The sequence below is a fragment of the Kribbella orskensis genome (assembly GCF_004342085.1).
Lineage (GTDB): Bacteria > Actinomycetota > Actinomycetes > Propionibacteriales > Kribbellaceae > Kribbella > Kribbella orskensis.
In genome coordinates this window covers 67,062-91,846 of record NZ_SLWM01000019.1, presented here as the reverse complement: position 1 = coordinate 91,846, position 24,785 = coordinate 67,062, and the positions used below count along the sequence as shown (strand labels likewise).

23 protein-coding genes are annotated in these 24,785 nt (G+C 69.8%); 7 read left to right on the top strand and 16 right to left on the bottom strand.

Translation table 11 applies throughout. The features are described from left to right. Window positions 1–122: 122 nt before the first annotated feature. The 3 genes from EV644_RS34180 to EV644_RS34170 are packed head-to-tail and all read right to left on the bottom strand — an operon-like array spanning window position 123 to window position 5,393. Window positions 123–2,645 carry an Hsp70 family protein gene (locus tag EV644_RS34180; RefSeq protein ID WP_132193777.1) on the bottom strand — a complete coding sequence of 841 codons (2,523 nt, stop codon included), beginning with the start codon at window positions 2,643–2,645 and terminating at the stop codon, window positions 123–125. A 28-nt stretch (window positions 2,646–2,673) separates the two neighbouring features. Beyond that, window positions 2,674–4,737: an ATP-binding protein gene (locus tag EV644_RS34175; protein WP_199240149.1), complete on the bottom strand. Its 2,064-nt coding sequence runs from the start codon at window positions 4,735–4,737 to the stop codon at window positions 2,674–2,676. Beyond that, window positions 4,734–5,393, bottom strand: a complete 660-nt coding sequence (locus EV644_RS34170) for a Pvc16 family protein (protein ID WP_132193779.1) — start codon at window positions 5,391–5,393, stop codon at window positions 4,734–4,736. The genes EV644_RS34175 and EV644_RS34170 overlap by 4 nt, the downstream gene beginning before the upstream one ends. 198 nt (window positions 5,394–5,591) lie before the next feature. Between EV644_RS34170 and EV644_RS34165 the strand changes: the two genes are divergently transcribed. Then, window positions 5,592–7,166: a fibronectin type III domain-containing protein gene (locus EV644_RS34165; RefSeq protein WP_132193781.1), complete on the top strand. Its 1,575-nt coding sequence runs from the start codon at window positions 5,592–5,594 to the stop codon at window positions 7,164–7,166. On the opposite strand, the gene EV644_RS34160 is transcribed toward EV644_RS34165, so the two are convergent. Beyond that, window positions 7,163–8,245 (bottom strand): hypothetical protein, encoded by a 1,083-nt coding sequence (locus EV644_RS34160; RefSeq protein ID WP_132193783.1) that lies wholly within the window; start codon window positions 8,243–8,245, stop codon window positions 7,163–7,165. The genes EV644_RS34165 and EV644_RS34160 overlap by 4 nt on opposite strands. A gap of 34 nt (window positions 8,246–8,279) precedes the next feature. Between EV644_RS34160 and EV644_RS34155 the strand changes: the two genes are divergently transcribed. Further along, window positions 8,280–10,442 carry a dynamin family protein gene (locus tag EV644_RS34155; protein WP_132193785.1) on the top strand — a complete coding sequence of 721 codons (2,163 nt, stop codon included), beginning with the start codon at window positions 8,280–8,282 and terminating at the stop codon, window positions 10,440–10,442. Beyond that, window positions 10,435–11,898, top strand: coding sequence for a dynamin family protein (locus tag EV644_RS34150; protein ID WP_132193787.1), 1,464 nt, complete (start codon window positions 10,435–10,437; stop codon window positions 11,896–11,898). The genes EV644_RS34155 and EV644_RS34150 overlap by 8 nt, the downstream gene beginning before the upstream one ends. A 36-nt stretch (window positions 11,899–11,934) precedes the next feature. On the opposite strand, the gene EV644_RS34145 is transcribed toward EV644_RS34150, so the two are convergent. From EV644_RS34145 to malQ, 6 genes are all read right to left on the bottom strand, one after another. Continuing rightward, the gene (locus tag EV644_RS34145) at window positions 11,935–12,561 is read right to left on the bottom strand and encodes a response regulator transcription factor (protein ID WP_132193789.1); all 627 of its coding nucleotides are present in this window, start codon (window positions 12,559–12,561) and stop codon (window positions 11,935–11,937) included. A gap of 69 nt (window positions 12,562–12,630) precedes the next feature. Then, complete coding sequence (locus tag EV644_RS34140; protein ID WP_132193791.1) at window positions 12,631–13,227, bottom strand: GNAT family N-acetyltransferase; 597 nt, start codon at window positions 13,225–13,227, stop codon at window positions 12,631–12,633. Between the two features lie 102 nt (window positions 13,228–13,329). Continuing rightward, window positions 13,330–13,728 (bottom strand): DUF5130 family protein, encoded by a 399-nt coding sequence (locus EV644_RS34135; protein WP_241999151.1) that lies wholly within the window; start codon window positions 13,726–13,728, stop codon window positions 13,330–13,332. Continuing rightward, a complete protein-coding gene (ctaJ, locus tag EV644_RS46790; RefSeq protein ID WP_241999153.1) occupies window positions 13,715–13,996 on the bottom strand; it encodes an aa3-type cytochrome oxidase subunit CtaJ in 282 nt (93 codons plus the stop codon). Before ctaJ ends, EV644_RS34135 begins: the two co-directional genes overlap by 14 nt. Window positions 13,997–14,188: 192 nt before the next feature. After that, entirely contained in the window at window positions 14,189–14,692 is a 504-nt protein-coding gene (locus tag EV644_RS34130; protein WP_132193795.1) for a hypothetical protein, read from the bottom strand. A 379-nt stretch (window positions 14,693–15,071) separates the two neighbouring features. Continuing rightward, window positions 15,072–17,186: a 4-alpha-glucanotransferase gene (gene malQ / locus EV644_RS34120; protein ID WP_132193797.1), complete on the bottom strand. Its 2,115-nt coding sequence runs from the start codon at window positions 17,184–17,186 to the stop codon at window positions 15,072–15,074. Between the two features lie 198 nt (window positions 17,187–17,384). Here malQ and EV644_RS34115 point away from each other — a divergent pair, with 198 nt between their 5' ends. Continuing rightward, window positions 17,385–18,875, top strand: coding sequence for a glycerophosphodiester phosphodiesterase (locus EV644_RS34115; protein WP_132193799.1), 1,491 nt, complete (start codon window positions 17,385–17,387; stop codon window positions 18,873–18,875). Here the strand turns inward: EV644_RS34115 and EV644_RS46785 are convergent. Continuing rightward, complete coding sequence (locus EV644_RS46785; protein WP_241999154.1) at window positions 18,872–19,030, bottom strand: hypothetical protein; 159 nt, start codon at window positions 19,028–19,030, stop codon at window positions 18,872–18,874. The two genes, EV644_RS34115 and EV644_RS46785, sit on opposite strands and share 4 nt — an antisense overlap. A gap of 688 nt (window positions 19,031–19,718) precedes the next feature. On the opposite strand from EV644_RS46785, the gene EV644_RS34105 reads away from it, so the two are divergent. Continuing rightward, window positions 19,719–20,561 (top strand): mechanosensitive ion channel family protein, encoded by an 843-nt coding sequence (locus EV644_RS34105; protein ID WP_241999156.1) that lies wholly within the window; start codon window positions 19,719–19,721, stop codon window positions 20,559–20,561. A gap of 95 nt (window positions 20,562–20,656) precedes the next feature. Here EV644_RS34105 and EV644_RS34100 read toward each other — a convergent pair whose 3' ends face one another. Genes EV644_RS34100 through EV644_RS34085 form a run of 4 tightly spaced genes read right to left on the bottom strand, consistent with a single transcriptional unit; the run spans window position 20,657 to window position 22,408 of the window. Next, a complete protein-coding gene (locus EV644_RS34100; protein WP_132193801.1) occupies window positions 20,657–21,088 on the bottom strand; it encodes an OsmC family protein in 432 nt (143 codons plus the stop codon). A gap of 21 nt (window positions 21,089–21,109) precedes the next feature. After that, a complete protein-coding gene (locus EV644_RS34095) occupies window positions 21,110–21,529 on the bottom strand; it encodes a globin (protein WP_132193803.1) in 420 nt (139 codons plus the stop codon). A 13-nt stretch (window positions 21,530–21,542) separates the two neighbouring features. After that, window positions 21,543–21,965, bottom strand: a complete 423-nt coding sequence (locus EV644_RS34090) for an acyl-CoA thioesterase (protein ID WP_132193805.1) — start codon at window positions 21,963–21,965, stop codon at window positions 21,543–21,545. Further along, window positions 21,962–22,408, bottom strand: a complete 447-nt coding sequence (locus EV644_RS34085) for an acyl-CoA thioesterase (protein WP_241999158.1) — start codon at window positions 22,406–22,408, stop codon at window positions 21,962–21,964. The genes EV644_RS34090 and EV644_RS34085 overlap by 4 nt, the downstream gene beginning before the upstream one ends. 131 nt (window positions 22,409–22,539) lie before the next feature. On the opposite strand from EV644_RS34085, the gene fabG reads away from it, so the two are divergent. Both fabG and EV644_RS34075 read left to right on the top strand, forming a co-directional pair. Continuing rightward, a complete protein-coding gene (gene fabG, locus EV644_RS34080; protein ID WP_132193809.1) occupies window positions 22,540–23,298 on the top strand; it encodes a 3-oxoacyl-ACP reductase FabG in 759 nt (252 codons plus the stop codon). Window positions 23,299–23,324: 26 nt separating this feature from the next. Then, entirely contained in the window at window positions 23,325–23,780 is a 456-nt protein-coding gene (locus EV644_RS34075) for a MaoC family dehydratase (RefSeq protein ID WP_132193811.1), read from the top strand. 29 nt (window positions 23,781–23,809) lie between these two features. Here EV644_RS34075 and EV644_RS34070 read toward each other — a convergent pair whose 3' ends face one another. Continuing rightward, on the bottom strand, window positions 23,810–24,700 hold the full coding sequence (locus tag EV644_RS34070) for a GNAT family N-acetyltransferase (protein WP_132193813.1): 891 nt from the start codon (window positions 24,698–24,700) through the stop codon (window positions 23,810–23,812). Between the last annotated feature and the right edge of the window lie 85 nt (window positions 24,701–24,785).

Sequence of the window (24,785 nt, the reverse complement as noted above, 5' to 3'; positions counted from 1 at the left end):
AAAGGGCATCTCCCCTGCTCAAGCCAAACCGCTCGAGCCATCGCCACCGCCCAGGCCGGATCCCTGCGGCAGGTCAGCCGTGTCCGAGGTCAGCTCGGGTGTTGCACCGGGGCAGAGCCGGGCTATTTCGGGACGGAGATGGTGGTCTCGACGCGGTTGGAGGTGGTGCTGATCACCGAGATCGTGCCGGACTTGTTGTTGGCGACGTACAGGTGTTGCCCGTCGGCGCTCTTGGCGATGTCCGTCGGGTTCTTGCCGACAGCGATGGGCGGGGCGAACGGCTGGAGCGTCGACGTGTCGATGACCGCGACCTGGTTGCGGTCATGGAGCGTGCCGTAGAGCCGTCGGCCGTCCGGGCTGACCGCGACGTCCCAGGCGTTCGCCGGCAGCGTGATCGACGATGCAGTGACGGATCCCGACGACGTGTCGATCACGGACACCTCGTTCGAGTCGATGTGGGTGACGTACAGCCGGGAGCCGTCCGGGCTGACCGCCAGCGCATGAGGCTTCGCGAGCACCGCGATCGGTTTGCCGACGATCCGGTTCGTGGTGGTGTCGATCACGGAGATGCTGTTCGACTGGTAGTTCGCGACGTAGGCGCGGCTGCGGTTCGGCGAGAGCGTCACCTGCAACGGAGAGTCGCCGACGGGGATGGTGGCGATCGTCCTGCTCGCCGCCGTGTCGATGACGGACACGCTGTCCGATCCGGTGTTGGTGACGTAGGCCCGAGCGGCCGTCGGATGGACTGCGACCGCGAGCGGCATCCTGCCGACCTTGATGGGGCGGCCGACCTTCGCGAGCGCCGCGGTGTCGATCACGGTCACGGTGCCCGGATCGGCGGCGACGACGTACGCGCGGGTGCCGTCCGGCTGTACGCCCACACCTCGCAGCTGGTTGCCTACCGCGATCGGGCGTCCGGCGAGTTTGCCGCTGCCGATGTCGACCGCCGACAGGGTGTTCAGGTCGCTGTTGCTCGCGTAGATCCGGCGACCGTCGCTGCTGACCGCCACGCCGTAGATGCCCGGAGCGCCGGGGACGACACGGGTTGGGGCGGAGGTCGGTGCAGACGTCGGGGCGGATGTCGGCGCACTCGGGCCGGATGAAGGCCCTGGGCTCGGGGCGGGCGTCGACTGGTTCTGCTGGGCATCGTCACGGGGCTCGTCTCGCAGAGCCAGGGCGCCGACGACGACCACGGCCAGTACGGCGGCCGCGGCGAGGCCGATCGCCAGCCAGCGGTTCCGCCACCACGGGTTGCCCTGGTCCGCGTCAGGGCCGGACGGTCCGGCGCCGGCAGGCCCGCTCCCCAGCAGTGCCGTGGCAGCGGGAATCGGCTGGGTATCCGCCTGGGCGGGGATTGGCTGAGTGCCGGCCTGGCTGGGGATCGGCTGTGTATCTGCCTGGCTGGGGATTGGCTGAGTGCTGGCCTGGCTGGGGATCGGCTGGGTGTCGGCCGCAGTCGGGTCGGGCTGAGCGACAGGAGGCAGGACCTCGCGCAGGACTCGTGCGTCCGCCAGGGCTCGGGCGTCGCGCGCCGCCTGCCCGTCGCGTCGTACCGGAGCCGGCTGATCCACCGCGGCCTCGGGCGCGGCGTACAGGACGGCGCCGAGCGCGATGTCGTGCTTGGGGTGGGTGTCGAGGGCGGTCGCCGTACCGAAGGTGCTCTGCAGCAGATGGCTGACCAGCGGGATCCGGGAACTGCCACCGACCAGGACGATCGCGGTGAGCTCGTCGCTGGAGATGCCGGCCACGCGAAGGGCCCGGCTGGTGGCGTCGACGGTGTCCCGCATCGACGGGCCGATCAGGTTCTCCAGCTCGGACCGGGTCAGCCGTACCGAGGTGATGCGGCCGGGCAGAGTCACCGGGATGACCGTGTCGACGTCTGCGGACAGCGCCTCCTTGGCCTCGACGCAGTCGCGCCGCAGCCGGGTCAACGCCACCTTGGCCTCCGGCGTCGTCAGATCGAGGTCGGTGACCGCCGGGCCCAGCGACCCCACCACGTGCTGGAAGACGGCCTCGTCGAAATCCACCCCACCGAGGTGCTCGACGCCGTCGGGGCTGCCCAGGATCGTGAAACCGGTCCCGGTCTTCTCCAGCACACACACGTCGAAGGTGCCGCCACCCAGGTCGTACACCACGACCCGGGCGCCGGGGTCGAGCCGGGCCCGCGCCGCGTACTGGACGGCGGCCGCCTGTGGCTCCGGACAGGTCCGGGCCGGTCCGACGTCCGCCAGCGTGAAGACCTGGTCGAGCAGGTCCCGCTTGTACTCACCCCAGTTCGCCGGGAAGGTCAGCACCACTTCCTCCGGCGCCGATCCCAGCCGCTCGGTGGCGGCCGCGACCACCCATGCCAGCAGCCGCGCGGTCAACGCCTGCGGCGAGAACGGCGTACCCGCCACCAGCAACGGAACCGGATCACCCATCCGCCGCTTGAACTCCCGCACCACCCGCGCGGGGTCGATGGACCCCTTGCGCTCGGCCGCCTCACCGATCAGGAACTGACCGTCCTCCTGGAGGAACAACACCGACGGGATCTGCAGGGCCCGATTCCCCAGCCCGAGCATCGACGGCGGCTTGCCGCTGCCCAGGTCGTACGTCGCCGCGGCCGTGAACGTGGTCCCGAGGTCGACGCCGAGTCGATAGCCCATCGTCAGTCCCCCCGGAGTCCCATAGCAGTCAGTTTGCGCGCGTCCCCGGCATTTGTCCGTCAAGCAGCGGGAAATACTCGCCGAACTCGCGTTCCAGGACCAGGCGGCCGAGTTTGCGGTACTCCTGGCCGACCGCCGTGATGAGATCCACCATGCGCACCGGCTGGCCGGACTCGGCGGCCAGGTAGGCAGCGCTCACCGAGGCCGACCGGATGTTGCCACCGGCCAGTTCGAAGGACCGCGCGCAGAACTCCAGCTCGAGGTCGTCCCCGAGTGGCAGCGGTGGCGCAAGGCACTGTTGCCAGAGCCGGAGCCGCAGGTCCGGGGTCGGCGCCGGGAAGTCGATGATCGCGTCGAGCCGCCGGGTGAAGGCGTCGTCGATGTTGGCCCGCAGGTTGGTCGCCAGGATCGCCAGGCCGTCGAAGCTCTCCAACCGCTGCAGCAGGTAGGCGCTTTCGATGTTGGCGTACCGGTCGTGCGCGTCGCGGACGTCGCTGCGCTTGCCGAAGATCGCGTCGGCCTCGTCGAAGAACAGCACGGCGTTCACTCCACCGGCCTCGCTGAAGATCCGCTCGAGGTTCTTCTCGGTCTCGCCGACGTACTTGTCCACCACAGTCGCCAGGTTGACCGTGTACAGGTCGAGCCCGAGCTCGGTCGCGATCACCTCGGCCGACATCGTCTTACCGGTGCCGGAATCGCCCGCGAACAAGGCCGTCACGCCCCGCCCACGTCCCCCGCCGCGCCGCATCCGCCAGTCGGTCAACACCGTGTCGCGATGCCGCGCCCGAGCAGCCAACCCCTGCAGCGCCCGCAGTACAGCAGGAGCAAGGACAAGGTCAGGCCACCCGACCTCCGGCTCGATCCTTCGGGCCAGCCGCTCGAGTCCGGCCGCGTTCTGAGCCCGTACTCCGCGGCGCAGGTCGTCTGCGGTGATCGCCGTGCCCGCCAGCAGGGCCGATGCGGCCGCCGTCTTGAACACGTTCCGCACCTGGCCGGGCCCCAGCGCGAGGTGCGCCGCCAGGATCTCGGGATCGAGCTCCGACTCGCTCAGGTGTTCCCGCCATAGCTCGATCCGGTCATGCGCGCCGAGTATGGGCGCGTCCACTGTCAGCGGGGTCTCCGGACTCCACCGCGGGTCCCAGGTCGTCGTACCGATGAAGAGGACGGGCACTTCCCATCGGCTCAGCCGGTGCAGTGATTCCAGCGACGCCTCGGCCAGAGCTTCTACCGGCCCGACGACCAGCCCCGCGTCCTGCAACAACGCCTCACGCCCGGCGATCACGGCCAGACCGAGCGGATCGGCGTCGCGCGCCATCAGGCTCAGGTCGATCGCGACCACGCCCCGCCCTGCGGCCGCCAAGGCCGCCGCCGCGATGGACTGCCCGGTACCGGCCTCGTGCTCGCGCAGATGAACCAGCCGTACGCCGGCCGCCAGGCTCCGGCCGAGATCCGCGCTCGCGTCGGTCTTGTACGGCGTCAGCTCCGTCAGCATCGGCACCAGCCGGTGATCGGGCAGGTCGTCCCCGAGCAGGTGCGCGGCCACCCGGTCCGGTACCCGGATCGCGCGGGTCAGGAAAGGCCGCTCCGGGTCCTCCATGATCAGCAGGCCACGAGCCACCAGTGGCCCGCTCGCCATCAGCCGGCCGCGGGCAACGGACGACATCGAGGAGGCACCGGCGAGTTCCAGCGCGAGCCCCACGCTCGGCCGCCGCCGGGTCACGTCGTCGTTGAGGTAGCCGTAGAGCCGTTCGAACCGGCTGTCGAGATCGGGCAGCAGCGCGATCACCAGCAGCTCGGTGTCCAGCTCCGACAACCCGGCGGCACCGGCCAGCCGGCGCAGCCGAATGACGTTGCCCTCAGCAATGAATTCGTCGGCCGAGCGTTCGAGCCCGGCGGCCGCGGCCCGGTCCACGACCGCGGTGTGCGCCTCGCCGCTGAGCAGCCGATCGACGAGTTCGTCGTTGACGTACAGGCCACGGAACGGGTCGTCCATCGCGGGATCGTCCGCACGGCGCTGCGCCACGAGCGCCCGGATCCGGTCCTCGACCAGGCCCAGGCGCGCCAGGAGATAGTCCAGCCCGTGCGTAGTCACCCGGTCCTCTTGCGCGGTCGCCGAGGATTGGGGCGCTGCGGCTCGTTCGCAGTACGGCCTGCTTCTTCGCGCGGTGGCCAGCCGTCCTTGCCACCCATCGACACCCGCGGCGGCTGATCCACCAGCGTGGCCGCCTCGTAGACCCGACCGGTCGGGGTCGGTGCGCAGACGACCAGGTCCAGGGACGGTTTGAGCTCTCCGCCCAGGGCAGACCAGACATCGGCGAAGGAGCGATCCTCCGGTGGCGGCAGGGCGATCGACACCGGCACCGAGAGGCCCAGCCCGGCCAGGGGGCCGGTGAGCAGGTCTATGGGCAGCGCGTCGTGCCGCAGGAAGCAGGAGAGCAGGCCCGACAGCAGCCGGTGCTCGTCTTCGGGCCGCTGGGTCCAGGCGGTCACCAGGTAGGACAGCTTGAAGTAGCGGGGTGGCAGATGCCGCGCGGTGATCCGCTGGTCGTCGTCGTACTCGTTCAGCAGGCCGCGTTCGCGGCGGCGCAGATCCTCGCGGATGTCGTACAGGTAGACGTCGATCGTGGGAGCGTTGCGCCGGCTCGACCACTCCTTGGTAGGGGCGTCGAACACCACCTCGACGTCCCGCGCACCGATCGCCTCGCGCTGGATCAGAGCCTGCAGCGCCGAGTCCACCTCTTGGATCACGTGAACGAGTGTTCTGCCCGGGCCGCGCGGGCCCGGAGCGGGCAAGGGTCGAGCCCGGGGCACTCTCGGCTGCCCGATCGGGCAGGCCGGGCTGCACCAGCAGGCAGGCGGCTGGCCCTCCACTAGGTGCGTCATACGGGCTTAGCCTGAGACCGACACCGGAGATCGAGCCGGACGGCGGAGTGGGGGGAGGGCCGAGTGACGGACCCAGTGCTGGGGCTGGAGACCGCGCAGCTCACGGTCGAGCCGGGCGGGCAGGTTCGGGCGGAGTTCACCGTCCTCAACCCGGGCACGATCGTCGAGAGCTACACCCTGGACGTCGTCGGCGAGCAACCGATTCCGTGGGCCGAGGTGTTGCCGCCGGTGCTGTCCGTCTATCCCCAGCAGCAGGAGACGGCGACGGTCGTCTTCAGCCCGCCGGCAGGGCCGACCGGTCCGGGTGGCACCGTGCCGTTCGGGATCCGGGCGAAGTCGCAGGTCGACCCGTCGAGCAGTGCGGTGGTGGAAGGCCAACTGGAGATCGGACAGGTCTTCGGGCTGCAGGCCAAACTGACCCCGGTCACCTCGTCCGGCCGCTGGCGGGGGCTGCACACGATCCAGTTCAGCAACTGGGGCAACGCCCCGGCCCGGCTGCGGATCGTGGCGTCCGACCAGGACCAGGCGCTCGGGTTCCTGATCCGCCCGGAGGTGGTCGACGTCCCGCTGGGCGCCACGGTCACCGCGCGGATCAAGGCCCGCACCCGCAAGCCCGTACTGCGCGGCTCGAACAGCAGGCTGCCGTTCAAGGTGGTGGGCGAGCCCGATCCGCCTCGTCCACTGGGAACGCCGGAGGCCCCAGGCGCCGATCCAGGCCGCCCGGCTGTCGACGGAGCCTTTACCCAGAAGCCGATCCTGTCCCGCGGCGTGGTGATGGCCGCCACGGTGGTGGGGGTCGCGCTGATCGGCGTACTGGCGTTCGCCCTGACCCGCGGCGGCCCCGCGACCACCCCGGCGGGCGACGGCGTCACCGTGCCGGCCAAGCCGGTACTGACCGCGACCGCGGCCGAACCCGGGACGATCAGCCTGGCGTGGGAGCTGCTGCGGAACGTCGATTCGTACACCCTGCAGTACGTCGATCCGGCGACCGGCCGGACCAACAAGACCGAGCCCGGCCTTGACGTCCAGCAGAACGCCAAGAACGTCGACAAGCTGGCACCCGCCACGAAGTACTGCTTCAAGCTGCGCGCGATCAACGGCAAGCTGGCGGGGCCCGAGTCCGAACCCGCCTGCGCCACGACGGCCAAGGCGGCTCTGACCGCTTCTCCCGGCGCTCCTACTTCTGGCGGACAGACCTCCGGGGCGCCGACTCAGGGCGGACCTACTTCGGGTGGACCGACAGGCGGCGGTACGACCGGTGCACCTACTTCAGGACCGCCTTCGACCGGCGGGCCGACTATTGGCACTGGACCCGACTCCCCCGCATTCGCAGCCGGCCAGTGGATCGCCTTGGTCGACTCCTACCCGGCTGGGAGCGGCGTAGCCGAGCAGACAGCGCGGGATCTGGCCGCACGGCTGAAAGCTGGAGGTGTCCCCGCGCAGGTGCTGAACGCGACCGGGCAGTACCCGGGGCTGACCAACACATCACGGCAGCCGTTGCGGGATGCCTGGGTGGTCTACGTGGGTCCAGCGGGAGCAGCAGACCAGGCAGCGACGCTCTGCAGGTCGGAGGCAGCGCGGAAGGTGTTCCCTGGGGCCGCCTGTATCACCTTCCAGCCGGCCCAGGCAGGGAACTAGTGAGGCCGCGAGAGCACCGCAAGACTGGTCAACGCCGTCAAAGGCTGACCAGCATCAGCCCGCGCCGGATAGGTCGCACCGATCGCGACCAGCAACTCCGTGACCGGAACACCGGTATCCAGCGTGACCTTCTGGAGTTCGCTGCTGTCCTTGAGCGGCAACTCGGTGCATCGCCCGTCGTACATGACGAGCAGCACGCTCGGCTTGAACTGCAGTGGGCGCTTGGCATCGGCTGCCGGCAGCCCGGCGGCCACGTCCAGGCGGCGAACGCGCAGCGGATCGGTGAAGGTCAACCGGACCATCCCCTTGGCTGCGGGTTTCCCGTCACAAGCGTCGAGCGGGGCGAGCGCATCCGGCGCCCAGGCGGTCGCCCAGGCATCGTCCACGGCGGCGGACCCGAGCGCGGCGGGATCGTACCCCTGGGCAACGGACTCCGGCGGACTCCCCGCGTAGCCGACCGGATCGGCGACTACGAGAGTGCCGCGAACGGCGTAGTACTTGTCCTTGGCCCAGCCCACCGGGTCCTTCCCGATCAGCGACAACAGCACCAGTACCGCGACCACCAGGCCGACCCCGATGATCACCCGGCGCCAGCGATAGAGCGGTGGCAGGCTGCGGCGGTACTCGCGACGGGCGCGGCGATCGGTCGGGTCCCAGAAGCGCTCCCACCAGGTCTGGGGCACCGCCGCTCTCGGTGCCTGACTGATCGGCTGGGTGGGCCGCAACGCCTTGCCGCACTTGCTGCAGAACCTGAGCGTTACCGCGTTGGGTTGGCCGCACTGGGGACAGGGCGGATCGCTGGACCGCCAGTCGGGGATCGGTTGGGCGGGGACGGTGGACTGTCCCTGGACGTTGGGCTGCCCTTGGACGGCGGGCTGTCCCTGGACGCTCTGCGACTGGATCGGGTTCTGCGATGAGTAGGCAGAGGTCTCGGCGGACGGAACGGATTGGCGCGTGGCCGGCTGGTCGGCAGTGCTCGCCTCGTCCCAGCCCAGGTAGACCCCGCAGTACAGGCAGAAGGCCGAGCCGGCCGGGTTTCGTTCCCCGCACGCCGTGCAGACATCCTCGATGGTCCCCACCTCCCCAGCCCCACTGTGGCGGATCGGAGACCAGATGATCAACTGCGGCAACTGCGGACGTCCGAACCCCGACGACGCCATGTTCTGCACGTCCTGCAACCACTACCTGGCCTGGAGCGACCCAGAAGCCACCAAACCGGCAACCGAGCCCGTAGCCGAGCCCACACCAGTGGCCGAGCCCACACCCGTAGCCGAGCCCGCGCCCGAACCCGAACCTGTCGCCGAACCCGCACCTGTGCCCGAGCCCGCGCCGGAACCCGTCGTCGAGCCGCCGCCGACGCCCGCTCCCCCACAGCCACGGCCGCGGACCAACGTGGGGCAACTCATCGCCGCCATTGACGAAGGCAGGACCCTGACCCAGGAAAGGAAGCGACCGGATCTCGCGGCCCGGCTGGACTCGGCGAAGAAGAAGCTCGACTCGCGGACGGTGACAGCGGTGGTGGTCGGCGAGTTCAAGCGCGGCAAGAGCACCCTGGTGAACGCGTTGCTGCAGACCGCCGTCTGCCCCGTCGACGCCGACATCGTGACCGCAGTGCCGACGCTCGTCCGGTACGGTGAGCGTCCCGGCCTCACCGCTTACCGGCAAGCCAACCCCGGGCAGGACCCCGTCGGCTTCCCGGCGCCCCTGAACCAGATCGCGCAACTGGTGTCCGAATCCAGCGAAGGACCCGAGGAAGGCCGTCTGCAGTCCGTCACGGTCGAAGTCCCGCACCGCATGCTCCGGTCCGGACTGAGCCTGCTGGACACCCCGGGTGTCGGCGGTCTCGACTCCGTCCACGGTCAGCTCACTTTGGCCGCGCTGTCCGCGGCAGACGCGATCCTGTTCGTCACCGATGCCGCGCAAGAGCTGACTGCCCCCGAGCTCGAGTTCCTTCAGACAGCGGTCTCCCGTTGCCCCGCAGCCGCCGTGGTGATCACCAAGACCGACCTGTACGGCCACTGGCGCCGCATAGTCGAGCTGAACACTTCACACCTCGCCACAGCCGGCATAGACCTGCCGATCATCCCGGTGTCTTCCTTCCTCCGCCTGCGCGCCGCTCAGCGCCCCGAGCTCAACCAGGAGTCCGGATTCGCCCCACTGGTGGAGTTCCTGGCCACGGCAGTCGTAGTACCGGGTACTACGCGCGCAGCGGCCACCATCGCGCAGGAGGTCGACTTCGTCGCCACCCAACTAGCGCAGGAGTCTGACGCCGAACGCGTAGTACTCAGCAAACCGCAGAGCCGCCCGGAGGTGCTCTCCAAGCTCACCAAGGCCCGTGACCAGGCAGCCGGTCTCACCGCGGCCGGCGCCACCTGGCAGCAGACCTTGTCCGACGGAATCGCCGACCTCGTCGCCGATGTCGAGCACGACCTGCAGAGCCGGCTGCGTACGGTGATGCGCGACGTCGAGACGATCATCGACCAGGGCGATCCGAACGAGACCTGGGGCGACACCGAGGTCTGGTTGCGCCGCCAGGTCGCCGTGGCCGGAGTGGCGAACCGGGACCTGCTGATCGAACGCGCCCGCGACCTCGGCGAGCGGGTCGCCGAGGCCTTCGACCTGGAGGCGGGGACCGAGGTCGAGGTCGAGCTGTCCCAGTTCAGCACGGACCTGGAGCAACTCGAGCTGGCCTCGGTCAGCACCCTGTCGATGCCCGGCGGCCGGCTCGCCTCGCTGATGATGGCCGGCCGGACCGGGATCTTCGTCCCGATGATCGTCTTCAGCCTCGGCTCGCTGTTCCTGCCGGTGATCGCGGTCGCCGGGGTCGCGGCCACCCTCGGGGCCGGCATCGGCGGCAAGCTGCTGAAGGACGAACGCAAGCGCCAGCGCACCTACCGCCAGCAGCAGGCCAAGGGCGCGGTCCGCCGGTACGTCGACGAGGTCGCGTTCGTGATGAACAAGGACACTCGCGACAGTCTCCGCAAGACCCAGCGGCAACTGCGCGACGACTTCCAGGAACGGGCAGGCCTGATCCACCGGTCAGCCGCAGCCGCCCTGACCGCCGCCGACCGGACCGCCAAACTGCCACCCGCCGAACAGACCGCGCGGGCCGCCGAACTCTCCCTCGAAGGCAACCGTCTGCGCTCACTCCGCTCCGGCCTTCGCGAGGTGGCGATGGCCGGCGCCCGCCCCGCCATCGGTGCGGCCGCCGGGATCGGTGTCGGCGCGGTAGCTCATCAGGTGATCGACGACGACCAGGTGGACGACGATGACTGACGACCTGTCCGCCGCGATCCTCGCCGTCCTCGACCAGGCCGAGCGTGCGGCCCGGACGGACGACGACCGCGAGCAACTCGCCGAGATCCACGCCCGCCTGACCGGCCCGCTCCGGCTGGCGATCGCCGGCAAGGTGAAAGCCGGCAAGTCCACATTGCTGAACGCCTTGCTCGGTGAGGAGCTGGCCCCGACCGATGCCGGCGAATGCACCCAGATCGTCACCTGGTACGCCCTCGACGACCGGCCGCACGCGACCCTGTTCCCCCTCCAGGGCGAACCCCGCGAACGTCCCTACGACCGCGACGACGGCGCCCTGCAGGTCGACCTCGGCGGGTTGCGACCGGCCGACGTCGACCACCTCGAGATCGGCTGGCCGACCAGCAGGCTGCGGGAGCTGACCATCCTCGACACCCCCGGCATCGCGTCGATCTCGGCCGACGTGTCAGCCCGGACCCAGCGAGTGCTGGCCGCGGACGACGGCCGGGTCCCGGTCGCGGACGCGATCCTCTATCTGCTCCGGCACACCCACTCCAGCGACATCCGGTTCCTCGAGTCGTTCCACGACGACGAACTGGCGCACGGTACGCCGATGAACGCGATCGGCGTGCTGTCCCGGGCCGACGAGATCGGTTCCTGCCGGCTCGACTCGATGGAGGTCGCCGAGCGGGTCGCCAAACGGTACGAGGCCGAGCCGCGACTGCATCGGCTGTGCCCGGTGATCGTGCCGGTCAACGGGTTGCTCGGCCACACAGCGACAACCCTGCGCGAGGCGGAGTACGCGCTGCTGGCAACGATCGCGCGGGCGCCGGCCGAAGAGGTCGCCGAACTGCTGCTGACCGCCGACCGGTTCACCTCGACACCGACCGGGCCCCCGGTCACCGAGCTCGAACGCGAGCACCTGCTGGAACGGCTCGGACTGTACGGCGTGCGGTTGAGCGTCGAGCTGATCCGCGACGGCACCGCGACCACGTCGTCCGAGCTGAGCACCGAACTCGCCGAGCGAAGTGGGCTGAACCGGCTGCGGGCGATCCTGGTTCGTCAGTTCGAGACCCGGAGCCGGGTGCTCAAGGCGTACTCCGCGGTGGCGGCACTGGCGGATCTCCTGCGCTCGGGAGACTTCGATGCCGCCACCGAGCTGCAGGCGCGGGTGGAAGAGATCAGTGCCGGAGCACACGAGTTCCAGGAGATCCGGCTGCTGTCCGAGCTGAGGTCTGGTGGGATCACCCTCAAGCCGGAGCGGGCCGAGCAACTCGATCGCCTGCTCGGCGGTTCGGGCCATGACCCGAGCGCGCGGCTGGGACTGGGAGCAGACGCCTCGGCGAACGAAGTACGCGAAGCGGCGTTGGCCGCGCTCACCTCCTGGCAGGCGTTCGCGACCCATCCGCTCACCAGCCGCCCCGGCCAGCTGGCCGCCAGAGTCGCCACCCGAACCCTCGAGGGACTCCTCGCCGGCTAGACGGGACTCCTGCCGGCCAAACGGGACTCTGGCGGGCTAGATGAGACCTTCGCGGACCGCGTAGGCGACCGCGTGCGAGCGGTTGCGGAGCTGGAGGCGCGTGGTGAGTTCGTGCAGCACGTTCTTCACGGTCCGCTCGCTGTAGTTGAGTTCTTCGGCGATCTCGCCGGTGTCGAGGCCGTCCGCGACCAACCGCAGTACGTCGACCTCGCGGGGGCTGAGCCCGGTGAAGGTGAGGCCGCGCGGGGCCAGCACCTGGCGTTGCAGGCGGCCGAGTTGTTCCATCAGCCGGCCGAGCAGATCGGACGGGATCTCGCCGTCCCCCGCGGCCACCCGCGCGATCGTGCGGACCAGCGCGTCCGGGGTGGCATCGATCCGGCGCAGCAACCCGCCGACGCCGATCTCCGCGGCCACCACCAGCGCGGCCTCGTCGAGCACCGTCGCGACCAGCAGCAGCCGGGGCAGGTCGCCGCGGCGCAGCGCTCGCATCGTCCGGGCGGTGTTGTCGTCGAGCACATCGGTGACGACGACCGCGACGGCGGCCTCGTCCACCTCCATCTCGTGCACCAGCCGGATCTCGGGCCGCGACCGCAACTGGCTGATCACTCCCGCCCGCGAGATCGGGTCACTGCCGTGGACGTAGGTCAAGATCGGCGTGCTCATCAGGAACCCCTCCCCGAGGTCGAGCACTCACCGTCCCGCATCCCGCTCAACAGCTGTTCCACACCCGCTCTACAAACGCTCCGCGGGTCGGGGGTCGGGGGCGAGGCGGGCGTGCAGGTGCGAGTCATGGCGCCTGCCGTCGGCCTCGACGTAGTAGTCGCGCATGGTGCCTTCCAGCAGGAAGCCGGCTCTGATCGCGACCCGGCAGGAGCCCTCGTTCACCAACGCGTGGTCGAGGGACAACCGGTGCAGCCCGAGGCCGCCGTCGCCCGGTGAGGTGAACGCCCACCGCGCCGCCGCGTCGAGCGCCCGCGCCGCAAGCCGCCGCCCTCTCGCCGCGGGACTCACCCAGTAGGCGACGACCGCCTGATCCGGGACCCGGTTCACGTCGCGAAGCGTGACAGACCCCAGCAGTACGTCGGTCGCCGCGTCCGCGACGGCGAACACCGCGTTGTTTCGCGACCACCCGTCGATCCGCGACTCGAGCCACTTCACCGCCCGCCTGTCAGCCGGCACCCGCAGTACTGCGGAACCCGCGGTCCACCGGAGGATGTCCGGGTCCGCCATCGCTGTCGCCACCGCGGCCTCGTCCCCTGCTACCAGCGGGCGCAGTACGAGCTCGTCGACTTCGATGCGCGTCGGCTTCAAGCCCACAGCTGTTTCCACCCGGCCTTTCTACCCGACTTGAGGTCGGGCTTCTTGCGATTTTCCGGACAGCAGTTCGCCCGCTCCGGCAGGTCGGCGGGAGCGGGCGAAGGTGGTGCGGTCCTACTGCTTGTGGGGTTCGTTGGCGTGCAGTAGCGGGGCCTGGCGTGCGTGGTCGCCCAGTTGCTGGACGCCGGTGACCAGGCCGCCGGTCAGGTCGCCCGTGGCGAACGAGGTCTGCATGCTGAGCGCCGCGAGACCGGCCGCGTGGTCCGAGAGCTGACGCTTCGCGGTGGCACCGGTGACGATCTCCAGCCGACGGCCGGCCGGGTCGACGTACACCAGAACACTGCCGTCCGGGTCTTCCAGCTCGTTCAGCAGCTCCACCGCGAACGGGCGGGTCTCGGAGTCGGCACCGCCGACGTACACGGAGAAATGCAGGCCGGACGCCTCCTCGGCGTGCCGCACCGCGCGCTCGATGTCGTACAACTGCTCCGGGGTGAATGCGTCACCAGCTGGCACTTGCGCCTCCGGTCGTACGGGCGACGCCGGTGGAGGCGGTCGCGGAGTTGGGGCCGGCGGGAAGCTCGGGCAGGTTGGCCGGGTCCGGCTTGGCGTTGACGTCCGGTCCGCCGATCCAGACCGGCGGAGCCCACCACGACAGACCCGGACGGTAACGCGGACCACTCGCGATCGACGACGCGAAGACGAGCAGCGCCACCACCGCGACGACCAGCGCAGGGATGCCGACGAACACCAGCAAGGTGTGGCCGGAAAGCAGAGTGATCACACCCCGAACCCTAGCTGGTACGCCTTGCATGAGGTCCACCAAGGGCTGCTGCACCGGGCCCGGCTGTACCGAACGACAGGAGGATGTTGCTCGCGAGGTGAACCTCCACGCGTACCGATTCGGTTGGTGCGCAGTGGGAACGCGGTACTTCCTGTCGTTGCGTCCGCAGCTCGCCCGTCCGGAGGCGACAGATCAGCAGCCGCCGCAGTTGTAGTAGGTGATGTCCCAGTGGCTGCCTTCGTTGGCGTAGATGTTGCCGGCGCCGGAGCGCCACTGCGCGGCGCCGTCACCTCGGTTGGCGATACGGGTGAAGGTGTTGCGGATGTAGTTGCTGACGCAGGTGTAGACGGAGATGTCGACCTTGTAGCCGTTGCGGTGGCTGTAGGTGCCGCTGGCGTGGCCGACCTCGGTGCCACCGGTGATGTTCACGGCGCAGCCGCTCGCCTGCTTCAGGGTCCGGACGCCGTACACCGTGCTGTCGTTGATGTTCGTGAACGAGGTGCAGGTGGAGACGTTCCAGTCGGAGCAACCACCGGTGGACGACCAGGTGATGCCGGCCGCGCGGAAGATCGAGGCGGCCTGCGAGTGGGTCATCTTGGTGAGCGCGGAGGCCTGCTCGACCGCGATCACGCCGGGCAGCAACCCGACGAGCACGGCGACGACGGGCACGACGACGCGACGTACGAAGGATTTCATGGGAACTCCTTGAAACTCGGGGCGGAGGGTTTCAAGGAGGGCCTTTCCCAGGAAAGTTGTTGACAAAACGTGAACAACGCAGGACGAGGGTCCGAACAAGGGCGCCGGAAACGGACGGACGGGAGCCGAGAGAACGGGGAGCCGGGCCGTGGGCAGTCGGCCCGGCTCCTCGACCGGGGGACGCCTCAGATCAGAAGTGAACGTCCGAGCACTGATAGAAGGCGTTCGCGGTGTCCGCCATGGTCCAGACGGCCGCTGCCCGGGAAGCCCTTCGGGCCCTCGGTGCGCTGCGGCTCCCACTGGATCTGGCCGCAGTTCTGCACCGTGCCGCTCGCGCGTGCTTCGCGCGAACGATTCGTGAGCACTCGCTTACAGAAAGCTAGCTGGAGAGGCTGCCGATTAGCCGTCGGAGCCGCTGGTTGTTGGGCAGGTCCTCGATCAGCACCCCGCCGTCCGGCCCGCCCAGCGGGATCCGCCAGTTCGGGTACTCGTCGGTCGTGCCCGGCTGGTTCTGCGTCCGGCGCTCTCCCACGGCATCGGTCAGGGCGACACCGACCAGCTTGGCCGGGGTGTGTGCCACATACCGATGCAGGGCTTCGACGATGCGCTCGACGTCCCCGTCCGAATTGCCGAGAAGATGGCGCTCGCGCAGTGCGTTGAGCCATGAGTCCCGCTCGGCCTCGTCCACGGCCAACTCCTCAGCCACAGGCCGGGTCAGCAGTCCGAGCCGGTCCCGGAGCTCCACGTGGTCCCCAGCCAGATACCCAGCAGTCGGCGGCAGGTCATGGGTGGTCACCGTGGCAAGGCAAAGCTCACGCCACCGCTCGGGCGGCAGCGGGTTCCCGTTCGCGTCCCGCTCGAACCACAGCACCGAAGTACCCAGTACGCCGCGCTCGGTCAGGTAGTCCCGCACCCACGGCTCGACCGTGCCGAGGTCCTCCCCCACCACGACCACGCCGGCCCGGGACGCCTCGAGCACGAGGATCCCGATCAGCGCCTCGTGGTCGTACCGCACGTACGTGCCCTCGGTCGGTCGTTCGGGCGAGGTGACCCACCAGAGCCGGAACAACCCGAGGATGTGGTCGATCCGCAGGCCACCGCCGTGCCGGATCACCGCGCGGACCAGGTCACGCCACGGCGCATACCCCGTGGCAGCGAGGGCATCCGGGCGCCACGGCGGCTGCGACCAGTCCTGCCCCTGCTGGTTGAACGCGTCCGGCGGAGCACCCACGTGAATCCCGGCGGCCAGCACCCGCTGCAGAGCCCAGGCGTCCGCGCCGTCAGGGTGTACGCCGACCGCGAGGTCGTGCACGATGCCGAGCGACATCCCGGCCGACCTGGCGCGCGCCTGCGCCCGGGCGAGCTGCTCGTCGAGCTGCCACTGCAGCCAGCAGTGGAACTCCACCGCGTCCGGGTTTTCATTGCGGAAGGCAACGACATCCGGCGCGGCCGGATCCTGCAGCTCCTCCGGCCACTTGCTCCACTCGGGCCCGTGCAGGTCCGAGATCGCCGCCCAGGTGGCGAAGTCGATCAGCCCCTGCCCCTCGCGGTCGCAGTACGCGCCGTACTCCGCGATCCGTCCGATCGACGGGCGGACGCCGAAGAGCAGCTGCAGGGCCTCGCGCTTGGCGGCCCAGACGGTGTCCCGGTCGAGCGCGGTCGCGTCCTCGTTCAGCACGCGGGTCTGCAGGCCGAGGGCCCGGACCCGGTCGCGCTCGGCCGGCGCGAGGTCGCCGTACTCGTCGATGTCCTCGATCCGCAGGTACAGCGGGTTCGCGAACCGGCGGGAGGCCGGCAGGTACGGCGACGGCTCCATCCGCCCGGCGGTCTCCGCGGCGTGCAGCGGGTTCACCAGCACGAAGCCGGCGCCGAGGTCGTTCGCCGACCAGGCGGCCAGATCCGCGAGGTCGTGCAGGTCCCCGATCCCCCACGACCTGCGGGAGCGCACGGAGTACAGCTGGAGGACCCAGCCCCAGGTCCGGTGCAGCTTCTGCGGCTCGAGCCGCTGCGGGGTGACGATCAGCGTGCTGACGGAGATCTCCGGGTTGCCGCCGATCCGCGCGCACAGCCGGTGGTAGCCGAGCGGCAGGTCCCCGGGCAGCTGGAAGGTCGCCTCGCCCATCTGTACGCCGTCCACCCACTCCGGCTCGACCCAGTGGTCCTGCTGCGGGATGTCGCGGCGCTGGCCGCCGTCCTCCAGGTCGACCCACACCTCGGCCGCGGAGCCGTGCGGCAGGTGTACTGCGAACCATGGCGTCCAGCCCTCGCGCATCACCACCGTGGCGGGCAACGTACGCCGCCAGCGCGCCAACTGGTGCTCCGCCAGCGCATCGGCGGCTCGCTCGGGACTGGAGGCGTCAACGCCCAGAGCAGCCAGTACGGCGGAGACGACCTCGCTGGAGACCAGTACGTGTTTGCCCTGCCAGTCCCAGTACTCGGTCGCCACTCCATGGGCGACGGCTAGCTCTACAAGGGCCGGAGTGGGAGCAGTCACGCGTGCGAGTCTGCCGTATCCCGGGCCGAGCCACCGAACGGCGCGCGCCGCACACCCCACACGCGTCACCGCGCGGAGGCGTCCGGGCACACCCAGTCCCCCTCCAGCCCGAACGGGAAGCGCGGCTGCCGTCCGACCGGCGGGAGCCTTTACCCTTCGGTGAGCGAAGGGGCAGTCGCGCCGGCAGAGGGGGTATGGATGGAGAGGCCGCACGGGATCACCAGGCGCACCACCCTGGGGTGGCTCGGCGCACTCGCAGTGGGCTCGGCGGCCGCCAGCGGCTGCGAGGGCCCGTCCGCGAAAAGCACCTCGGCGATCGGCGACTACAACCTCACGCACTGGGTCGCGGACCGCGGCGACAGCTACCTGGTCGGCCACCGTGGCGTCGGCGATGTGTTCCCCGAGCACAGCATGGAGTCGTACCAGGCGGCGGTCGACTGGGGTGCCCAGGCGATGGAGATCAGCGTCGGCATCACCTCCGACAACGTGCTCGTCTGCCTGCACGACCTCACCCTCGACCGGACCACCACTCTGACCGGCAACCTGCGCACCACGACGTACGACGCCGTGCGGGACGGGTGGCTCGACATCCCCCGGCTGGGCCCGGCTTGGCAGAACAAGGCCAAGATCCCGCTGTTCGAGGACGTACTGCGGACCTTCGGCGGCCGGGTGATCCTGTGCGTCGAGGCCAAGGACGACCGGGCGCACGGGCCGATGATGTCGATGATCGCCAAGTACGGGCTCGAGACGTCGGTGATGCTGAAGACCTACTTCAAGAGCAAGCGGATCATCGAGGCCAAGGGCGCCGGGCTGGGCGTGTTCGCCTACTTCACCACGCCGGCCGAGATGACGGTCGAGGCGATCCGGACGGTGGCGAGCAAGTTGTCGCCGGGCACCGACGCCATCGTGGTGCCGAACTCCGGCCCGGGCGGGTACCTCGCGCCCGAACTCGCCGATGCCGCCATGGCCACGGGCCTACCGGTCTGGCCGTATCCCCTGCACAGGCGCTCGGACGTGACCCACTACAAGGCGCTCGGCATGCCCGGCGCGGTCACCTCGAACATCGGCTACCTGCTCGCCAGGACGAAGGTCGACGTCACCGACCAGTGGGCCACCGGCGCTGTCGTGCCCGGCGAGCTCACCCGCGATCCGTACGACGACCGGTTCGCGGTCGGGTGGGGCAAGGACGGCACCATCCTGCTCGGTGCCCAGAAGACGCAGCACTTCCTCACCCTCGGCAACCTCGGCCCGATCACCGCTCCGAGCTACTCGGTGGAGTTCCAGGCCTCCTACGCCACCCTCCCGGCGGACCCGACCGCCAACCTGACGCTGGCCTTCGGCCATCAGGACGACGCGTACTACGAACACCATCTGGCCGCCGGCAACGGCTACCACGCGATTCTGCAGGCCGACGGGCAACTCGGCCTGTACGCGCACCGCAAGGGCAAGGCCGCGGGGACCAAGCTGGCCACCAAGAAGACCGCCGCGCCCTTCCGTGGCGAATGGCTGTCCTTACGGCTCGAGGTCACCCCGACCCACCTCACTTGGACCCGGCTGGACCAGTCCGCCAAGGTCCCGCCCAAAGTGATCGTCATCGACAGGGCGTACCGCGGCGGCTACCTGCACATCGGCCGAGGCTCCACCGACGGCGTCCTGGCCCTGCGCGGCCTGAAGGTGTCGACCCTCTAGCCGGGAACCCGTCGTTGGCGGCGACTCAGCAGCAGTACTGCGACCAGCAGCACCGCGCTCGCCACGACGAGCCCGATGGCCACCCCTGCCATGTTGTCGGTCAACTGATAGAGCGCGGTCGGCCAGATGACCAGCAGGATGGAGCACCCGACCACCGCGTACGCCGAGGCGTGGCGGCGGCGTGAGGAGGTCCGCCGTGACCACCAGCACGCCGACCGCGAGAATCCCGAACGTTGCCACTAGCAACGATGAGCCGCCGAGCCACCAGACTCCCAGCGCGGCGATGGCCAGCGCCACGGCTACTCCGACGACACGACCCATCACGCCCTCGACCGCGACGTACACGGCGAATCCGGCCACGCAGCAGCCGAGCGAGGCCAGTGCGGAGCTGAGTTGTTCACCTCTGCGGAGCAACGCGAGCACCACGGCGACACCGAGCAGGATGACGGCGGCGCTGGTTCCGGTGCCGATCCGGGCCGCACGGCCCATCTCGCGCCCCAGTTCGCGACCGTGAGAAGGGCTACAGCGCCCAGCAGCAAGGCACCGCCGATGTAGCCGAGCACCTCGGTCAAGGCCGACGCGTGCGTTGCTGTGGGTGGCTGCCGTGAGGTCCTGGGGGTGGTCGGTTCGGAAAACCCTTGCGTGGAGGCGGGAGCGGTGTCGAAGTCCGCAGCGGCGGCGGACCGCAGCGCGTCGGCCTGGTACTGACGCAGGACACCCGCGCTCACCAGCCTGGTCAGCTCGTCATCGAGCCGGCTCGGCATGGCCGTTTCTCCTCCTCGCGCTTTCCGGGGTCCGGGGATGCGGCGATCCTGGCGGTGATCACTACAGTAGGGCGGCGAGATGCCTATTCTGCTCAGTTACCCCGTGTCCCTGCTCAGTCACCCCCTGTTCTCCGTGCCCCAGAGCTTCCCGACGTTCATCCGCAGAGGGAACGACGGCAAGCTCGAAGTGACCGACCAGATCATCACGGTCCCGGCCCGGATCCTCGGCCTGATCGTCGCCTTCTTCGTGCTCCGCTGGATCCTGCACAAGGCCATCCGCCGGTTCGCCCGGCCGCCCGGCAACGGCGCTGTCGCCGGGGTGCTGGCCAAGTCCAAGCGCGGTCAGGAGTTCGTCGAGCAGACCCTGCTCAGCGAACGCCGGACCCAGCGGGCGGAGACCATCGCGTCGTTGCTCTGCAGCACCGTCACGATCGTGCTGACCGCGATACTGGTGGTGATGGTGATGGCCGAGCTCGGCTTCAACATCCTGCCGGTGGTCGCGTCCGCGAGCATCATCGGCGTGGTCCTCGGCTTCGGCGCCCAGACGCTGGTGAAGGACTTCCTGGCCGGCGTCTTCATGATCTTCGAGGACCAGTACGGCGTCGGCGACCTGGTCGACATGGAGAAGGCCACCGGCGTGGTCGAGGCGGTCGGCCTGCGGGTCACCCGGCTGCGCGGCGAGGACGGCACCACCTGGTACGTCCGCAACGGCGAGGTGCTCCGGGTCGGCAACCTGACCACCCGCGACCCCGACGCACCCACCACCACGTCCACCGGCGTCGGCAGCGCCGCCGAGGCGGCCGACAACCCACCCCACCTGGACCAGCCCACCGAACCGCGCGAGACCCGCCCGGTGGACGCCAACAGCACTACCGCGCCGCCGCCCGGCGCAGGCTCCCGAGGCCACGAACCAGACGCCTGACCCGCGCAGCCTGATCACTCATTCCAGACACGACGACGCCGGCCCCGCTCCGCGATGGAGTTGGGGCCGGCGCCGGTTCGCAGTACGGCGGAACGTCAGGCGGTGAAGGTGACGTCCAGGGTGATCGTGGTGCCGGTCAGCGCCTGGGAGACCGGGCAGTTCTTCTTGGCCTCCTCGGCGAACTGGGCGAACTCGTCCGCGGTCAGGCCGGGGACCTTGCCGTTCACCGAGAGCAGGATGCCGGTGATGCCCTCACCCGGCTGGAAGGTCACGTCGGCGGTGGTGTCGATCGCCTCCGGCGCGTGGCCGGCGCCGGCCAGCGCGTGCGACAGCGCCATCGAGAAGCAGGTCGAGTGCGCGGCTGCGATCAGCTCCTCCGGGCTGGTCTTGCCCCCGGCCTTGTCCTGGGACCGGGCGGCCCAGGTCACGTCGAAGGTGCCGAGGCCCGACGACTCGAGGTTGACCTGACCGGCCCCCTCCAGCAGCGAACCTTCCCAGTGGGCCTTGGCGGTGCGGGTAGCGGCCATGCTCGTTGTCTCTCCTAAGGCTCAGGTGCCGGACACGTCGATCGCGCCCGGGTACTGCGGTTCGTCGGTGTTCACCATGCTGTGTGCCGCCATCACCAGGTACGTCCAGATCTCCTGGTCACGGTCCGGCTCCAGCTTGATCTCGTCGAGGGCGGCTCGCATGTGTCCCAGCCAGCGGTCCCGTGCGCTCGGGGTGACGGCGAACGGGTTGTGCCGCATCCGCAGCCGGGGGTGCCCGCGCTGCTCGGAATAGGTCCGCGGCCCGCCCCAGTACTGCACCAGGAACATCCGGAAGCGCTCCTCGGCCGGGCCGAGGTCCTCCTCCGGGTACATCGCGCGCAACTCCGGGTCGGCGGCGACACCGCGGTAGAACGCGGCCACCAATCGGTGGAAGGTGTCGGCTCCCCCGACGGCGTCGTAGAAACTCTGTGGCTCGCTCATCGCTCCCAGTGTCTCAACCCGCCGAAACGTGCCGACCGAGGGCTGCCCGCTCGGACTCGCCCAGCGGCCGCTTGGCCTGCGTCTCGCCGTCCACCGCGACGATCACCGAGACCGCCTTGGCGTAGACGAACTCGGCTTCCCCGCCTCGGTCGACAATCCGCGAACCCAACGTGAACGACGTGGTGCCGATCGACTCGACCCACACGTCCACGTCGTACGGCGGGTGCCTGAGCAGGATCGGGCGCAGGTAGTCGACGGTCTGGCTGACCAGCACGCATGGGTACTCGGCGAAGTAGTCGGCCGCGCCTGTGCCGACCACCTCGGCCAGGAACAGGATCCGGGCCTCCTGCAGGTAGTCGAAGTACCGGACGTTGTTCACGTGGTCGTAGGAGTCGATGTCCGACCAGCGGACCAGGACCGGATGAGTGAAGGTCATGAGCCCACCAGCTTCGACAGAGCCTCGCGCTCCACCGGGGTGATCCGGCGCAACCGGTTCGCGGCGAAGTCGAACGGGACCAGCCGGGTCCGCGCCTCGACGTACGTCCGGCGCGGTTCGGCGTCGAGGATCTCGTAGTCGACGGTGAAGGAGGCGGCCTTGATCTCGCTGATCCACAGCTCGATCCGGACCGGATCGGCGCGGAAGACCAGCGGGGCGCGGTACTGCACCTCGTGCCGGGCCACCAGCAGTCCCGTCTCCAGGTCGTCGGCGCCGAGTTCCTTGGCGGTCCGAAAGAGGAAGTCCACCCGGGCGTCCTGCAGATAGTCGACGTACCGGCCGTTGTTCACGTGGCCCAGCGCGTCCATGTCGCCCCAGCGGAGCGGGCAGTGATAGACGTGTCGGTTGTGGGGCTCGCTGTGATCATCGCTGTGATCATGCACACGGCGATCATCGCATCCGTGCCACAGCGTGTCCGACGAGGCGTGGGTAGTCTGCATCCCGGACGCGTCCACCGGGCGCGGTGGTATTGGTCTATACGCAGTGCACGACCGGCAGCGAAGGAGTGTGGCGGATGAGCGAGCAGCAGAGGGTGGCGATCGTCACCGGGGCAGCCCGGGGGATCGGCGCCGCCGTGGCGCAGCGGCTCGCCGCCGACGGCAACGCGGTCGCGGTACTGGACCTGGACGAGGCGGCCTGCGCCGGCACCGTCGAGGCGATCACCGCCGCGGGTGGCAAGGCCGTCGCGATCGGGTGTGACGTGAGCAAGTCCGACCAGGTCACCGCCGCCGTGGAGCGGGTCGTGGCCGAGCTGGGCGCGCCGACGATCCTGGTGAACAACGCGGGCGTGCTGCGCGACAACCTGCTGTTCAAGATGACCGAGGACGACTGGGACACCGTGATGTCGGTGCACCTGCGCGGCAGCTTCCTGATGTCGAAGGCGTGCCAGGCGCACATGGTCGAGGCGGCGTACGGGCGGATGGTCTTCCTCTCCTCCACCTCGGCCCTCGGCAACCGCGGCCAGGCCAACTACGCCTCCGCCAAGGCCGGTCTGCAGGGCCTGGCCAAGACCCTGGCGATCGAGCTGGGCAAGTTCGGTGTCACCGCGAACGCGATCGCGCCGGGCTTCATCGAGACCGACATGACGGCGGCCACCGCGGCCCGGGTCGGCGTCGACTTCGAGGAGTTCAAGAAGGCCACCGCGGCCACCATCCCGGTGAACCGGACCGGCAAGCCCGAGGACATCGCCGCCGCCGCGTCGTTCTTCTGCAGCGAGGAGGCCGGCTTCGTCTCCGGCCAGGTCCTGTACGTCGCCGGCGGCCCCCGCAACTGAGCTAGCTAGGAGCTGAAGAGACCGACATGGCGCAAACCTTCACCGGGGTCGACGAGGTCGTCCACGCGGTCGGCACCCAACTCGGCGAGACCCAGTGGCTCGAGATCACCCAGGAACAGGTGAACAAGTTCGCCGAGGCGACCGGTGACCACCAGTGGATCCACGTCGACGTCGCCCGTGCCGCCAAGGGCCCGTACGGCGGCACGATCGCGCACGGCTACCTCACCCTGAGCCTGATCGCCCGCTTCGGCGAGGAGCTCTTCTCGATCAAGGGCGTCACCGCCAAGCTGAACTACGGCGTCAACAAGGTCCGCTTCCCGGCCCCGGTCCCGGTCGGCTCCCGAGTCCGGGCCAGCGCGTCGATCGCCGGCGCCCAGGAAACCCCCGCCGGCGTCCAGGTCTCCCTCCAATGGGTCATAGAACTGGAAAACTCCACCAAGCCCGCCTGCGTGGCCGAAACCGTAGTCCTCCTCGTCCGCTAACTGAAAGTCTGTTCAGAGGGGGACGCAATTCAGAGGGTTCGCAACAGTCCTGTCTGGGTCTGCACCCGGCGGTAACCGAGCCAGTTGTTCACGGCAAGCATCGGACCGTTCTCGTCGTCGTTGGAGGTGAACGCGCCGACGATGCCGGCGTCGGCGCAACGCCGCAGCGCCTCCCACTTGGCGAGCTTCGCGAGCCCGCGGCCGCGGTACGCCGGGATCGATCCGGTCATCGCCGACCAGGCCCGGTCACCATCGGTCTCGATCGCCGAGAACGCGGCCACCTCGTCACCGGCCATCGCCGCCACGCCCAGGGACTTGTCCAGCGCCGGCGACTCCCACACCTCGCGGACCCAGTCGTCGTAGTCGATCGCGTCGGCCGGCGAATCGCTCGGCTCGTCCAACGTCGCCACCGCGTCCGCGGTGTAGGCCTGCCGCGCATCGAGGGTGTCCATCGTGACCAGTTCGATCCCCTCGGGCGCCGGCGGCCGCGGCGGCAACACCCGCGGATCGACCCCGGAGTAGTGCATCTGCCGGGTCCCGTCGTACCCGAACCGCTTCGCGAACTCGACACCGCCCGGCTCGGCGAACGTCCGCGCCCGTACTGCGCCGACCTCGGCGAGGTGGTCATGCAATGGCTTCGCCAGCGCGTCCGCGATCCCCTGCCGCCGGTGCTCCGGGTGCACGTAGATCGAGACGCCGGCCTGGCCTTCCTCGCTAGTCCAGGTGTTCAGCCCGGTCGCTCCCCACGCCACCAGGTCACGACCGGAGATCGCCACCAGGCCGAGGAACCTCTCGGCCGGCGAATGCACCTCGATCAGGTGACGAGTACTCGCCGGGGACATCACGGAGTACGAGAAAGTCGCGCGCCGCAGCGCGGACACCGCCTCGGCGTCGTCCGGTACCACCGGCCTGATCTCCATGGCGTGGACGATAACGAGCCGCCGTGCGCACCCGCCACGCATTTACCGGCACCCACGATCGCGCCGCGTTTCGCCGTACCGGCGG